At 73.6% G+C, this 13,305-nt stretch carries 12 protein-coding genes; 7 read left to right on the top strand and 5 right to left on the bottom strand.

Going from position 1 to position 13,305, the window contains the following annotated elements:
- The first annotated feature begins 125 nt into the window (after window positions 1-125).
- Window positions 126-863, top strand: a complete 738-nt coding sequence (locus tag IF02_RS0114295; RefSeq protein ID WP_030156858.1) for an enoyl-CoA hydratase family protein — start codon at window positions 126-128, stop codon at window positions 861-863.
- Complete coding sequence (locus IF02_RS0114290) at window positions 851-1,486, top strand: TetR/AcrR family transcriptional regulator (RefSeq protein WP_234318206.1); 636 nt, start codon at window positions 851-853, stop codon at window positions 1,484-1,486. Before IF02_RS0114295 ends, IF02_RS0114290 begins: the two co-directional genes overlap by 13 nt.
- 116 nt (window positions 1,487-1,602) lie before the next feature.
- Here IF02_RS0114290 and IF02_RS0114285 read toward each other — a convergent pair whose 3' ends face one another.
- Window positions 1,603-2,709, bottom strand: coding sequence for a citrate synthase 2 (locus IF02_RS0114285; protein WP_030156855.1), 1,107 nt, complete (start codon window positions 2,707-2,709; stop codon window positions 1,603-1,605).
- 200 nt (window positions 2,710-2,909) lie between these two features.
- Between IF02_RS0114285 and pdxH the strand changes: the two genes are divergently transcribed.
- Both pdxH and IF02_RS0114275 read left to right on the top strand, forming a co-directional pair.
- On the top strand, window positions 2,910-3,572 hold the full coding sequence (pdxH, locus tag IF02_RS0114280) for a pyridoxamine 5'-phosphate oxidase (RefSeq protein ID WP_234318205.1): 663 nt from the start codon (window positions 2,910-2,912) through the stop codon (window positions 3,570-3,572).
- A gap of 393 nt (window positions 3,573-3,965) precedes the next feature.
- A complete protein-coding gene (locus IF02_RS0114275) occupies window positions 3,966-5,297 on the top strand; it encodes a PAS domain-containing protein (RefSeq protein WP_037836269.1) in 1,332 nt (443 codons plus the stop codon).
- A gap of 10 nt (window positions 5,298-5,307) precedes the next feature.
- Here IF02_RS0114275 and IF02_RS0114270 read toward each other — a convergent pair whose 3' ends face one another.
- The gene (locus IF02_RS0114270) at window positions 5,308-6,063 is read right to left on the bottom strand and encodes an SIS domain-containing protein (RefSeq protein ID WP_030156852.1); all 756 of its coding nucleotides are present in this window, start codon (window positions 6,061-6,063) and stop codon (window positions 5,308-5,310) included.
- Between the two features lie 209 nt (window positions 6,064-6,272).
- Here IF02_RS0114270 and IF02_RS0114265 point away from each other — a divergent pair, with 209 nt between their 5' ends.
- Both IF02_RS0114265 and IF02_RS0114260 read left to right on the top strand, forming a co-directional pair.
- Window positions 6,273-6,965, top strand: coding sequence for a metal-dependent transcriptional regulator (locus tag IF02_RS0114265; protein ID WP_030156851.1), 693 nt, complete (start codon window positions 6,273-6,275; stop codon window positions 6,963-6,965).
- Between the two features lie 323 nt (window positions 6,966-7,288).
- Window positions 7,289-8,173 carry an alpha/beta fold hydrolase gene (locus IF02_RS0114260; protein WP_030156850.1) on the top strand — a complete coding sequence of 295 codons (885 nt, stop codon included), beginning with the start codon at window positions 7,289-7,291 and terminating at the stop codon, window positions 8,171-8,173.
- Window positions 8,174-8,282: 109 nt separating this feature from the next.
- On the opposite strand, the gene IF02_RS0114255 is transcribed toward IF02_RS0114260, so the two are convergent.
- The 3 genes from IF02_RS0114255 to IF02_RS0114245 form a co-directional block, all read right to left on the bottom strand.
- Window positions 8,283-9,953, bottom strand: coding sequence for a transporter (locus IF02_RS0114255; RefSeq protein ID WP_234318204.1), 1,671 nt, complete (start codon window positions 9,951-9,953; stop codon window positions 8,283-8,285).
- Window positions 9,950-10,792, bottom strand: coding sequence for an ABC transporter ATP-binding protein (locus tag IF02_RS0114250; protein WP_030156847.1), 843 nt, complete (start codon window positions 10,790-10,792; stop codon window positions 9,950-9,952). The genes IF02_RS0114255 and IF02_RS0114250 overlap by 4 nt, the downstream gene beginning before the upstream one ends.
- A gap of 141 nt (window positions 10,793-10,933) precedes the next feature.
- Window positions 10,934-11,614 carry a bifunctional DNA primase/polymerase gene (locus IF02_RS0114245; RefSeq protein WP_030156845.1) on the bottom strand — a complete coding sequence of 227 codons (681 nt, stop codon included), beginning with the start codon at window positions 11,612-11,614 and terminating at the stop codon, window positions 10,934-10,936.
- 220 nt (window positions 11,615-11,834) lie between these two features.
- On the opposite strand from IF02_RS0114245, the gene IF02_RS0114240 reads away from it, so the two are divergent.
- Window positions 11,835-13,214 carry a hypothetical protein gene (locus IF02_RS0114240; RefSeq protein ID WP_030156844.1) on the top strand — a complete coding sequence of 460 codons (1,380 nt, stop codon included), beginning with the start codon at window positions 11,835-11,837 and terminating at the stop codon, window positions 13,212-13,214.
- Window positions 13,215-13,305: the final 91 nt, after the last annotated feature.

The raw sequence follows: 13,305 nt of genomic DNA, 5'->3' as shown, positions 1-13,305 counted from the left end.
GCACCACCCCACCCCGGCACCGCCCCCGGCCGCACCCGACCCCGTCTGCACCCGCGCCCTGCGGGGCGCAGAGCCGCACGGCCGCAGGAGCCCCCACGATCCGCACAACCTCCGGAGGACATGGCATGACCCGCCCCGTCGGCGCCGCGCGAGCGCTCGGCATCACCACCCTCACGCTCGACTCCCCGGCCAACCGCAACGCGCTCTCCGCGGACCTCGTCGGCGAGCTGCGCGCGGCCCTCGCCGCGGCGGCGGCCGACCCCGGGGCCCGGGCCGTCGTCCTCACCCACACCGGCAACACCTTCTGCGCCGGCGCCGACCTGAAGTCCCCCTGCGACCCGGCCGACTTCCTCGCCCTGCTCCGCGAGATCGCCGAGCTCCCCAAGCCGGTCGTGGCCCGCGTCACCGGACACGTCCGGGCCGGCGGCCTCGGCCTCCTCGGCGTCTGCGACATCGCCGCCGCCGGGCCCGCCTCCACGTACGCCTTCACCGAGACCCACCTGGGCGTGGTCCCGGCCGTGATCTCCGCGCCGCTGCTCCCGCGCCTGGACCCGCGCGCCGCGGCCCGGTACTTCCTGACCGCCGAGGCCTTCGACGCCGCCGAAGCCGCCCGGATCGGCCTGCTCACCCTGCACGGCGAGGACGTGGACCAGGTCCTCGCCCCCGTGCTCACGGGCCTGCGCAAGGCGGGCCCGGAGGCCCTCGCCGCCACCAAGGAACTGCTCACCGCCCCGGTACGGGCCGTCCTGGCGGCCGACGGCGCCGCGCTCACCGAGCTGTCCGCACACCACTTCGGCTCCGCCGAGGCCCGCGAGGGCATCACCGCCCGCTTCGAACGCCGGGACCCGTCATGGGCCCTGTGACCGGCACGCGGCCCACCGAGGAAGACCGGCCCGCGGCCGAGACCCAGGCCGGCCCCAAGCAGGCCCGCAGCCGCGTCACCCGCCGCCACCTCCTGGAGGCGGCCGTCGCCTGCCTCGCCGAACAGGGCTGGGCCGGCTCCACCGTCGCCGTCGTCGCCGAACGCGCCGGGGTCTCCCGGGGCGCCGCCCAGTACCACTTCCCGACGCGCGAGGACCTGTTCACCGCCGCCGTCGCGTACGTCTCCGAGGAGCGCTCCGCCGCCCTGCGCGACCTCTTCCAGGCCGGCCCCGCCGCCCGCCCCGCCGTGGTCGAGGCGATCGTCGACCTCTACACCGGAGCCCTCTTCCGGGCCGCCCTCCAGCTGTGGGTCGCCGCCTCCAACGAGGAACAGCTGCGCCCCCAGGTCACCGAACTGGAGGCCCGCGTGGGCCGCGAGACCCACCGCATCGCCGTGGAACTCCTCGGCGCGGACGAGTCCGTCCCCGGTGTGCGCGAGACCGTGCAGGGCCTCCTCGACATGGCCCGGGGCCTCGGACTGGCCAACGTCCTCACCGACGACACGGCCCGCCGCGCCCGCGTGGTCGCCCAGTGGTCCCGGATCCTGGACGCCGCCCTCGGCTGAGTCCGGGAACCCGCAAACACCGAGGGCGTCGCCACCCGCGCATACGGGAGGCGACGCCCTGACCGGCGTACGAGGCGTACGAGGTGTACGAGACGTTCCGGGCGTACGAGGAGGGCTCAGGCCGTGTCGGCGATGTCGGCGTACCCCTCGATCTCGCGCGGGTCGCGCCGCCCCGGGCCGATGTAGCGCGCCGACGGCCGCACCAGGCGGCCCGTGCGCTTCTGCTCCAGGATGTGCGCCGACCAGCCGGCGGTCCGGGCGCAGGTGAACATCGAGGTGAACATGTGCGCCGGGACCTCCGCGAAGTCCAGCATGATCGCGGCCCAGAACTCCACGTTCGTCGCGAGCACCCGGTCGGGGCGGCGCGCGTGCAGCTCCTCCAGCGCGGCCTTCTCCAGCGCGGCGGCCACCTCGTAGCGCGGCGCGTCCAGCTCCTTGGCGGTACGCCGCAGCACGCGGGCGCGCGGGTCCTCGGCCCGGTACACGCGGTGCCCGAAGCCCATCAGCCGCTCGCCCTTGTCCAGCGCCTTCTTCACGTACGCCACGGCGTCGCCGGTGCGCTCGATCTCCTCGATCATGCCGAGGACGCGGGACGGCGCGCCGCCGTGCAACGGCCCGGACATGGCGCCGACGGCGCCGGACAGCGCGGCGGCCACGTCCGCACCGGTCGAGGCGATCACGCGCGCGGTGAACGTCGAGGCGTTCATGCCGTGTTCGGCGGCCGAGGTCCAGTACGCGTCGACGGCCTTGACGTGCTTCGGGTCGGGCTCGCCACGCCAGCGGATCATGAACCGCTCGACCACGGACTCGGCCTTGTCGATCTCGCTCTGCGGCACCATCGGCCGGCCCTGCCCGCGCGCGGACTGGGCGACGTACGACAGGGCCATCACGGCGGCGCGCGCGAGGTTGTCGCGGGCGGTCCGCTCGTCGATGTCGAGCAGCGGTTTCAGACCCCACACGGGGGCGAGCATGGCGAGGGCGGACTGCACGTCGACGCGGATGTCACCGGAGTGCACGGGGATCGGGAAGGGCTCGGCGGCGGGCAGGCCGGGGTTGAACGCCCCGTCGACCAGCAGGCCCCAGACATTGCCGAACGAGACGTGCCCGACGAGATCCTCGATGTCGACCCCGCGGTAGCGGAGCGATCCGCCTTCCTTGTCCGGTTCGGCGATCTCGGTCTCGAACGCGACGACCCCTTCGAGCCCGGGTACGAAGTCGGACATCAGGCGGCTCCTCAGATAGTGCGAACACGCGCGGCTCCCGGCGTGACTCGCGGTCCGGCGCGGTCATCCCCGTTGATGCCCGGCACGGCCGTCGGTCACCCGCGTGGGGACCTGCGGACCGGCCCCAAGATTTTGGCTGTTCCGGATGGCAGGCGGAAGCGTGACATACGGCACACTGCCGCGAGCCCTCCTGCGGCAGGATGGCACGCGTGACCGACCAGGACATTGACCCCGCCACGATGCGCAAGCAGTACCGCTCGGAGATCGTCCACGAGGACGGCCTCGCCGAGGACCCCATGCGGCAGTTCGCCGAGTGGTTCCAGCAGGCCGCCGACTCGCACCTCTTCGAACCCAACGCGATGGTCGTCTCGACCGCGACCCCCGACGGCCGCCCCAGTTCCCGCACGGTGCTGCTGAAGCAGTTCGACGAGCGGGGATTCGTCTTCTACACCAACTACGGCTCGCGCAAGGGCCGCGAGATCGACGCGAACCCGCACGTCGCGCTGCTCTTCCCCTGGCACCCCATCGCCCGCCAGGTCATCGTCACCGGCACGGCCTCGCGGATCGGCCGCGACGAGACGGCGGCGTACTTCCGCTCCCGCCCGCACGGCTCGCAGCTGGGTGCCTGGGCGAGCGAGCAGTCCCGGGTGATCGGCTCCCGTGCCGAGCTCGACCGCCGCTACGCCGAGCTGGCGGAGCGCTACCCCGAGGGCGAGCAGGTGCCGGTCCCGCCGGAGTGGGGCGGCATCCGGGTCGTCCCCGACGGGATGGAGTTCTGGCAGGGCCACGAGAACCGCCTCCACGACCGGCTGCACTACGTCCTGGAGGACGGGAAGTGGCGCCTGGAGCGTCTCTGCCCGTAGCGGCCGGGGCCGCCCGTCACCCGCGCAGAGACGCGCAGGAACGCAGACGACCCGCGAGCTCGGGTTTCTCTCCTGCAGTGAGAGAAGCCGGCCGGACGTACCGGCGAGCTCGCGGGTCGGGTGACTGCTTGGGATTGGCGCCTGGCTACCCGCCGGGCACCGCACTGGGTGCGTGCGACGACGGGCCCTTAGCCCGCAGCCACCTCACGCGTCCGGTTTCCGTACATTTCGGGAACCACCTCCCTTCTCGTGTACGGCAGAGCCTAGAACCGCTCCCCGAGGTCCTCAAGTGATTTATTTCGGGGCGATTCGGGGAATGCGGTGTGGGCTGCGTCACGTTCCAGTTGAATGATCTGACGTGCCGCACACGCGAACACCTGCAGGGGGTGCCAGGTGAGTGCTTCCGGACGTGGTGAGACCACCGACGATCTGCTCGCAGCGCTGCTCGACGGGATGGACGCCGCCTTGTGCGCGTTCGACTCCGACGGCGTGATCACGCACTGGAACCGCGAGGCCGAGCGGATCCTCGGCTGGAGCGCCGCCGAGGCGGTCGGGCGCAAGGGCTTCGCCGGGTGGGCCGTGCGCGCCGCCGACGCGCAGGACGTGGAGGAGCGGCTCATGGCCGCCCAGGACGTGCCCGGGCGGCAGGTGCACGAGTTCGCGCTGCTGACCAAGGAGGGCGGGCGGGTCCTCGTACGGACCCAGTCCGCCGGGGTGCCGGGGGCGGACGGGAAGCCCGCAGGGGTGTACTGCGCCTTCAGCGAGGTGCACGCCCAGATCGACCTGGAGCGGTCCATCGCGCTGAGCGAGGCGCTGATGGACGACGCCTCCTGGGGTGTCGTCCTCGTCGACGTGGACCTGCGGCCCGCCGTGGTCAACGCGCACGCCGCCCGGGCCTTCGGCTCGGGGCGTACCGCGCTGCTCGGCCGGCCCCTGGGGGAGCTGCTGGCCCAGGGCGTCGAGGAGCTGGAGGGGGCGCTGCAGCACGTGCTCGCCGAGGGGTCGCCGCCGGCGCCCATGGAGCTGTGGGTGTCGGTCCGCACGCCGGAGGGGGTGCGGCGGCGGTGCTGGCGGTCCGGGTTCCTGCGGCTGGGCTCCCCGCTGGCCGAGGAGCCGGTGCCGCTCGGGGTCGGCTGGCTGTTCCAGGACATCACCGAGGCCCGGCAGGCCGCGCTGGACACGGCGCAGCTGCGGTTCCGCGCCGGCCAGCTGCACCGCTCGGGCCGGGCGGCCGCCGAGTGCGAGGACCCGGCCGAGGCGGCGGCCGTACGGCTGGACTTCGCGCTCGCCGGCTTCGCCGAGCACGCGCTGCTCGACGTACTGGAGCAGTCGGGCGACCCCGACCGGCGCAGGCTCGTACGGATGGCGGCGTCGCCGCCGCTGCTGCCGGGGGCGGAGGCGATCCCCGCCCGGTACGCGCCCGGGCACCCGGCGCTCCAGGCGCTGGACCGGATCGGCTCGGTCCGTACGAGCGCTCCGCGCGGGGAGGCGGCCGGGAGCTGGGCGCGGGAGCGGCAGTGGCCGCAGGACGCGGCGCACGTGCTGTGCACGGTGCTGCGCAGCCGCGGACGGACCGTGGGGGCGCTGACCTTCGTACGGGCCGCCTCGCGGGCGGCCTTCGAGCAGGCGGACGCGGCGTACGCGGAGGAGGTGGCGGCCCGGGTGGCGGCCGACCTCGACCTGGCGGCCCGCCCGCGGCCGCCCCGGGACGAGGACATGCCGTAGGAGGTGTCGCTCAGTGGCGGAAGAAGATCCGGTCGCCGTACTCCTTGAGGACGCGGCCGTTCCATTCGTGGCCGCCGTCCACGTTGCCCGAGCGCAGCAGCGGGGGCTCCATGCCGCGGGCGGCGAGCTCGCCGGCCGCCGCCGCCATCACGGCCTGCATGATCGCGCAGGTCACGACGGTGGAGGCGGGCGCGAACGGCGCGTCGATGCCCTCGAGGCTCAGCTCGGCGTCGCCGACGGCGATCTTGCTGTCGAGGACGATGTCGCAGTGGTCCTTGAGGAACGTGCCGGAGACGTGCCGCGACTTGGTCCCCGTCGCGTACGCCACGGAGGTCACGCCGATCACCTTGAGGCCGATGGCGCGGGCGTTCATGGCCATCTCGACCGACAGCGCGTTGCGCCCGGAGAGGGAGATGACCACGAGGACGTCGCCGTCGGTGGCCGGGCTGCTGTCGAGGACGGCCCCGGCCAGGCCGTCGACGCGCTCCAGGGCGCTGCCCAGGGTGGCCGGCATGACGTCGATCCCGACGGTGCCGGGGACGGCGAGGAAGTTCACCAGCGCGAGCCCGCCCGCCCGGTAGACCACGTCCTGCGCGGGGAGCGAGGAGTGTCCGGCGCCGAAGGCGAAGAGCCGGTTCCCGGCGGCGACGGCGCCGGCGATGACGGCGCCGGCCTCGGCGATCGGCGCGGCCTCCTCGTCCCGCACCCGCTCCAGGAGTCCGATCGCGGCGTCGAGGAACTGACCGGCCAGCTTGCTCTCGCTCATACGCCGATGGCCCTTCCAGAGGTGGGGTTCGTCCGTGTCCGCCGCTCACCGTGCGGTCTGGACCAAGGGCGTGTCAATACGAACGTCAATCCCGTGGCCCGGCCGCCCGGGATGTCCTGGGCGGGGCTTGACGTCCGGCACGGGACGGTTGTCGGCGCGATGCGTCAGAATTGGGTGCAGGGCCAGCGCACGATATCCGAGGGGCACGAATGTCCGGACTGATCGATACCACGGAGATGTATCTCCGCACCATCCTCGAGCTGGAAGAGGAAGGCGTGGTCCCCATGCGCGCCCGCATCGCCGAGCGGCTCGACCAGAGCGGCCCGACGGTGAGCCAGACCGTGGCGCGCATGGAGCGCGACGGCCTGGTGGCCGTGGCGAGCGACCGCCACCTGGAGCTGACGGAGGAGGGGCGGCGGCTGGCGACGCGCGTGATGCGCAAGCACCGGCTCGCGGAATGCCTCCTCGTCGACGTCATCGGCCTGGAGTGGGAGCAGGTGCACGCCGAGGCCTGTCGCTGGGAGCACGTGATGAGCGAGGCGGTGGAGCGGCGGGTTCTGGAGCTGCTGCGCCACCCGACGGAGTCGCCGTACGGGAACCCGATCCCGGGGCTGGAGGAGCTGGGCGAGAAGGCCGAGGCGGACCCGTTCCTGGAGGACGGCATGGTCAGCCTGTCGGAGCTGGACCCGGGTGCGGACGGCAAGACGGTGGTCGTGCGCCGGATCGGGGAGCCGATCCAGACGGACGCCCAGTTGATGTACACGCTGCGGCGGGCGGGCGTGCAGCCCGGCTCGGTGGTCAGCGTGACCGAGTCGCCGGGCGGGGTGCTGGTCGGCAGCGGTGGCGAGGCCGCCGAGCTGGATGCGGAGATCGCCTCGCACGTGTTCGTGGCCAAGCGCTGACGTCCTCCACGCAGCCCGGCACGCGGCACTGTCGGTGACAGACGGTGGTGGACCGTGGTGGACGGGGTGGATGTGGGCGGTCCCGGCGCCTTGCGGCGCCGGGACCGGTCCTCCCCTTTGCTGACCTGGAGCCCCGAGCTCTCAAGGTCATCCCCTCGGACCGTCTTCCCCGAGCGGCCCGCCTCCCTGTTGAAAGGATCTCCATCGGCAGGGGCGGCCAATCCTTGAGCAAGGTCACTCGAAAGAGCGGTGTTGAAGACGAGAACCCCGTTTTCGAATACGGGTTCGATAGTCTGGCCGCGAGCGAAGGGGGTGCATCTGCCGTGGTACAGCGCATCGATGTGACAGGGGCCGACGGTGTGCGCCTGGCCGCCTGGGAGTTCCGGGAATCACCCCTCACCGCGCCCCCGGATCCCGACACGCCCCGGGTGCTGTTACTCCACGGTCTGATGGGCCGCGCCTTCCACTGGGCGGGCACCGCCCGCTGGCTCTCCGAGCACCGCCGCGTCGTCGCCCTCGACCAGCGCGGCCACGGACAGAGCGAGCGCCCCGCCGCCGGCCCGGGCGCCTCGACCCCCCTGGGGCGCGACGCGTTCGTGGCCGATGCCGAGGCCGTCATCGAGCAGCTCGGCCTGGGCCCCGTGACGCTGATCGGCCACTCCATGGGCGCGCTCACCGGCTGGCAGCTCGCCGCCCGCCGCCCCGACCTGGTGGAGGCCCTGGTCATCTGCGACATGCGCGCCTCCGCCCTCGGCGAGGCCTCCCAGCAGGAATGGGAGGAATGGTTCCGCCGCTGGCCCCTCCCCTTCCCCACCCAGGACGCCGCCCGCCGCTGGTTCGGCGAGGACGACCCCCGGGTGGAACGCCCCGACCCCGGCCGCGGCTCCTTCTTCGCCGAGGTGATGCACCGGGCCCCCGACGGCTGGCGCCCCCTGTTCTCCCGCCGCCAGATGCTCACCGCCCGCGAGACCTGGGTCCACGACGCGCACTGGGAGGAGCTGGCCCAGGTCCGCTGCCCGACCCTGGTCGTCCGCGGCCTCGACGGTGAACTGGGCCGCGCCGAGGCCCAGGAGATGGTCCGCGTCCTCCCGGCGGGCCAGTACGCCGAGATCCCCGACGCCGGCCACTACCTCCACTACGACCAGCCGGCCGCCTGGCGCGCCGCCCTGGAACCCTTCCTGGACCGGATCGGAAGCGCCGCCCGCTGAGCAACGCGGGAGGGGGTGGCGGGCAGCAGCCCGTCACCCCCTCCCGTACGCGGATCACATACGCCCGCCGCCCGGCCCAGCCCTGGCCGCTCGGCCCGGCCCTGACCGCTCAGCCCTTGCTGACCGCCAGCAGGATCTCCGGAAGGGTCCTGGCCACCGTCGGCGCCGCCAGCCGCAGGCCCGCCCAGGCCGCGAACGTGCCCCAGGCGGCGCCGAGCGGGAGCAGGATCCAGGTCAGGGACTGCTGGTCCGTCACGTTGAGGAAGACCGTCAGCGCGATCACCGGCGAGCAGATCACCGCCGACGCCAGCATGCCGCCGAAGATGCCCGCCCATGCGAGCCCGGCCTGACCCGGCACCACGTTCTTGAACGCGCCGTCCGTCGGGATCGAGTACGGGAACCGGACCGAGGCCAGCGCGCCCGTGCACAGCATCGAGCCGAGCAGCCCCAGGGCCACCCCGAGAGCCGCGGGGAAGGCGGACCAGTCGTGCATGAACGCCGCCGTGACCACCGTGAGCACGACCGTGTACGGGACCGTCACCAGGGCCAGGGCGTACGCGCGGGCGCGCAGCTCCTCGAACGCCTCCCGCGGGGTCGAGATGGTCTGCGCGACCATCCAGAACGCCGAGGTGTCCTGCCCGAACTGGTTGTACATCTGCATGCCGAGCATGCCCGCGCCGAAGCAGGCCAGGTACAGCGAGCCCGTGCCCTGGAGGGCGTTGAAGACCGGGATGATCACGCCGACCGCCAGGGCCGTCACCCACGCCGCCTTCGTCTTCGGGTCGCGCACCACGTACCGCAGCGTGCGCTGCATGACCGCGCCCGTCCGCCCGCCCGGCAGGAACGCCCAGAGGCCGGCGCCTCCCGCGGACTCCCGCTTCCCCGACGGCTTCGCCGCCGCGATCGTCGACCCGTCCGGGGTGACCATCAGCGTGGTCAGGCTCCGCTCCCAGAACCGCAGCAGCAGGACCAGCGCGAGGACCGTCACGGCCAGCTGGCCCGCGGCCACCCCGTACGCCCCCTCGCTCGCCGAGTCCACCATGCCGACGGCCGTCGCGGGCGGCAGCCACCGCACCACGGCCTCGACCGGCTCCAGCTGCGCCAGCCCGCCCGACTGGAACAGGCGCTGGCTGGCGAAGTTCGCCAGCTGCGCGCCGATCGCGATCAGCAGACCGCTGAGCAGTGCGAGGTCGCGCCCCTTGCGGCTGGTCAGCAGCCGGACGTTGGCCGTGGCCACCGCGCGGGCCAGCACGACGCAGCCCAGCACCAGCAGCGGCACGGCCACCACGGCCGCCACGATGCCCGCAGCGCCGTGCGCGACGGCCACCACCGAGCCCACCGCCAGGCAGACCGTGAACAGCGGGCCGATGCCGACCAGCGAGGAGGCCAGCAGGGCCCGTACGAGCGGCCGCGGCCGCAGCGGCAGCATGACCAGCCGGGTCGGGTCGAGCGTCTCGTCCCCGGTCGGGAAGAACAGCGGCATGAACGTCCAGCCCAGCGCCAGGATCGCCGCGAGCAGTACGACGACCGTGCCCGCGTGCGCGTTCCCGTGCAGCACGGCCAGACCGATCATCGCGAGGCAGGCCACCGCCAGCGACAGCGCCAGCGAGGTGAAGTACGCGGCCTTGCGCTTCGACGAGCCCTTGAGCCCGTTGCGGATCAGCGAGAGCTTGAGGCGGACGAAGATTGAGGTCAGGTTGACCGCGGGGGCGGCGGCCTCGGCCGCGGCCGAGGCGCGCCCGGACGCCGGGGCGGGAGCGGAGGCGGATGCGGCGCTCATCGGGCCGCCTGCCCGCCGAGCCAGTCCAGGGAGTCGCCCGCGGCGCGCCCGCCCGCACCGACCAGCTCCAGGAACGCGGCCTGGAGCGAGGGCGCGTCGCCCCGTACGTCGGCCAGCGGGCCCGCGGCGCGGATCCGGCCGGCGGCCATGACGGCCACCCAGTCGCACAGCGACTCGACCAGCTCCATCACGTGGGAGGAGAAGACGACCGTGGCGCCGGACGAGGTGTACCGCTCCAGCACCCCGCGGATGGTCTGCGCCGACACCGGGTCCACGCCCTCGAACGGCTCGTCCAGGAACAGGACTTCGGGGTTGTGCAGCAGGGCGGCGGCCAGGCCGATCTTCTTCCGCATGCCCGTCGAGTAGTCCACGACCAGCTTGTGCTGCGAGCCCGCGAGGTCCAGGACGTCCAGCAGCTGCGTGGCCCGCTTGTCCGTCTCCTCGCCCGGCAGCCCCCGCAGCCGGCCCATGTAACCGAGCAGCTCGCGGCCCGACAGCCGCTCGAACAGCCGCAGGCCCTCCGGCAGCACGCCGATCCGCGACTTCACCTCGGCGGGGTCGCTCCACACGTCGTGCCCGGCGACGAAGACCCGCCCCATGTCGGGGCGCAGCAGCCCGGTCACCATCGACAGCGTCGTCGTCTTGCCCGCGCCGTTCGGCCCGACCAGGCCGATGAACTGGCCCGAGGGCAGCTCCAGATCGATCCCCGCGACCGCGACCTGGTCGCCGAAGCGCTTCCACAGGCCCTCGACCCGTACCGCCGCCCGTCCGGCGGACGGCGCGGATCGCGCGCCGCCCGGTCCGTCCGTCCCACCCGTCGCAACTGCCTGGTCCGGCATGTGCGCCTGCCTCTCGCATTCGTTCCCCGTGGTCCTGCGTTCCTCACGATAGGAGGACGGGGAGAAGCTGGGCAGTTACTTATGTCATGAGTTTCCGGGCACGAACATCCCGGCCCCGACCTGCGATCCCGGGGACGCGGGTCAGGCGCCCCGCCGGTCCCGGTCCGCCGCCGCCTCGCGCCCGCAGGCGTACGCCAGCGCCGCGATCAGCTCCTCCGTGTCCGGCAGCCACCGGTTGGCCGGGGTGGGCCGGCGCGCCCACTGGACCGCGCCCCGGCCGCCGAAGCGGGTGGGCGGGGCGGCCACGTACTCGCCCTCGCCCCGCGCGGCCAGATCGATCGAGGCCGGCGACCAGCCGAGCTTGCGCACCAGGTCCGGCACCTTCGCCCCGGCGCCCGGCAGGACGAAGAACAGCATCCGGTGGTCGGGCGTCAGGGCGACCGGCCCGAGGGTGCGCTCCATCCGCTCCAGGCGCGCCAGAGCCAGGAACCCGGCCGAGTCCGGCACGTCCAGCGCGTCGAACGTCCGGCCCGTCGGCAGCAGGATCGAGGCCTCGGGCCGCTTCGCCCAGATCCGCCGCACCTGGACCGCGCTGCCCGTGGCCAGCGCCGCCCAGTCCTTCACCGTGGGGTGCGCGCCGGGCGCCGGGCAGTCCTGGGCCCCGCAGGAGCACACCTCCCGACCGTCCGCGGACTCCAGCCAGGTGCCGGCGAAGACGTCCCAGTGCCGTTCTTCCGCGTACCGCACGGCATGGTCCAGCAGCTGCTCGCCGCGCTGCTTGGGGATGGGTGCGGTCTCCGTGACTCCGATGGTCTCTTCCACGCCCATCACAACTCCCGGGGTCACTCGGGGTTACGGGCGTAAACCGGCCGGTGGGCGGAGCATCGATCCTGCATACGGGGCGCACTGGAGCACGCGTGGGGGCGCGTAGGAGGTCGGGGCGCCGGAGTTGGGTAGCGACACGACGCAGAGCGGATGATTCTCCGCAACTCAGGCGGGAAGTGATCATTCCAACGATCACCCGCGGCTACTGGGGGTTTTCATGGCAGCCAGGCCTCTCGTCGCGCGCCAGCCGAATGAACGGCTTCAGGCGCTCATCCAGGAAGCCGGGTGCTCGAACGCCGGGCTCGCCCGGCGCGTCAACATGTGCGGGGCCGAACACGGCCTCGATCTCCGCTACGACAAGACGTCCGTGGCCCGGTGGCTGCGCGGCCAGCAGCCGCGCGGCCGGGCGCCCGGCATCATCGCCGAGGCGCTGGGGCGAAAACTCGGCCGGACCGTCACCATCGACGAGATCGGCATGGCCAACGGCAAGAACCTCGCCTCCGGCATCGGCCTGCAGTTCTCCCCGACCGTCATCGGCGCCATCGAGCAGGTCAGCGAGTTGTGGCGGAGCGACGTCGGCCGCCGCGACTTCCTGTCCGGGTCCAGCGTGGCCGCCTCGGCTCTCGTCGAGCCGAGCCGCGACTGGCTGATCACCGGCGCCGACGCGCAGGTGGCGCGCAGCGGCGGCTCGCGCGTCGGGATGCCGGACGTGGAGGCGGTACGGGCGACCACCGACGCCCTCAAGGACCTCGACCACCGCTTCGGCAGCGGGCACGTGCGGCCCGTCGTCGTGCACTACCTCAACTCCGTGGTGTCCGGGCTGATCGGCGGCTCGTACCGGGAGCCGGTCGGGCGGGCGCTGTTCGCGGCGGTGGCCAGACTCACGGAGCTGGCCGGCTACATGGCGGTGGACACCGGCCAGCCGGGTCTGGCGCAGCGCTACTACATCCAGGCGCTACGGCTGGCGCAGGCGGCCGGGGACCGGGCGTACGGGGGCTACGTGCTCGCGGCGTCCATGAGTCACCTCGCGGCGGAACTGGGCAATCCGCGGGAGATCGCGCAGCTCGCGCGGGCCGCGCAGGAGGGGACCCGCGGGCAGGTCACGCCGCGGGTGGAGGCGATGTTCTACGCCGCCGAGGCGCGCGGGCACGCACTGCTGGGCGACACCCGGGCCACGGCGGTGCTGTCCTCGCGGGCGGTGACCGCGCTGGAGCGGGCGGAGCCGGAGTCGGGCGACGACCCGGTGTGGATCCGGCACTTCGACGCGGCGTACCTCGCGGACGAGCTCGCGCACTGCCACCGGGACCTGGGGCAGGCGGACGCGGCGGCCCGGCAGGCGGAGGAGGCCCTGCGGGGGCTCCCGGCGGGCAAGGCGCGGCGCCGGGCGATCGGGCTGCTGCTGCTGGCGGCGGCGCAGGTGCAGCAGCGCGAGGTGGAGCAGGCGTGCCAGACGGCCGCGAAGGCGGCCGACCTGCTGTCGGGGCTCCGCTCGAACCGCGGCGCGGAGTACCTGGACGACTTCCGGACCCGGCTCGCCCCGTACCGCGACGAGCCGGCGGCCCGCGAATTCACGGCCCGGCTGGAGGTGGTCGCGTAGGGGAGATCCCCTGGGTGGGCTCCTGTGGCGGGGGGTGACCGGGTAGCGTGAGCCGACGATTCGGAATACCCGAGTAGTCGGCGAAGGAGTC

The organism is Streptomyces sp. NRRL S-244 (genome assembly GCF_000717915.1).
In the GTDB taxonomy this organism is placed as follows: domain Bacteria; phylum Actinomycetota; class Actinomycetes; order Streptomycetales; family Streptomycetaceae; genus Streptomyces.
Note: the sequence above shows the minus strand (reverse complement) of the source record. Positions and strands in the feature narration are given on the sequence as shown.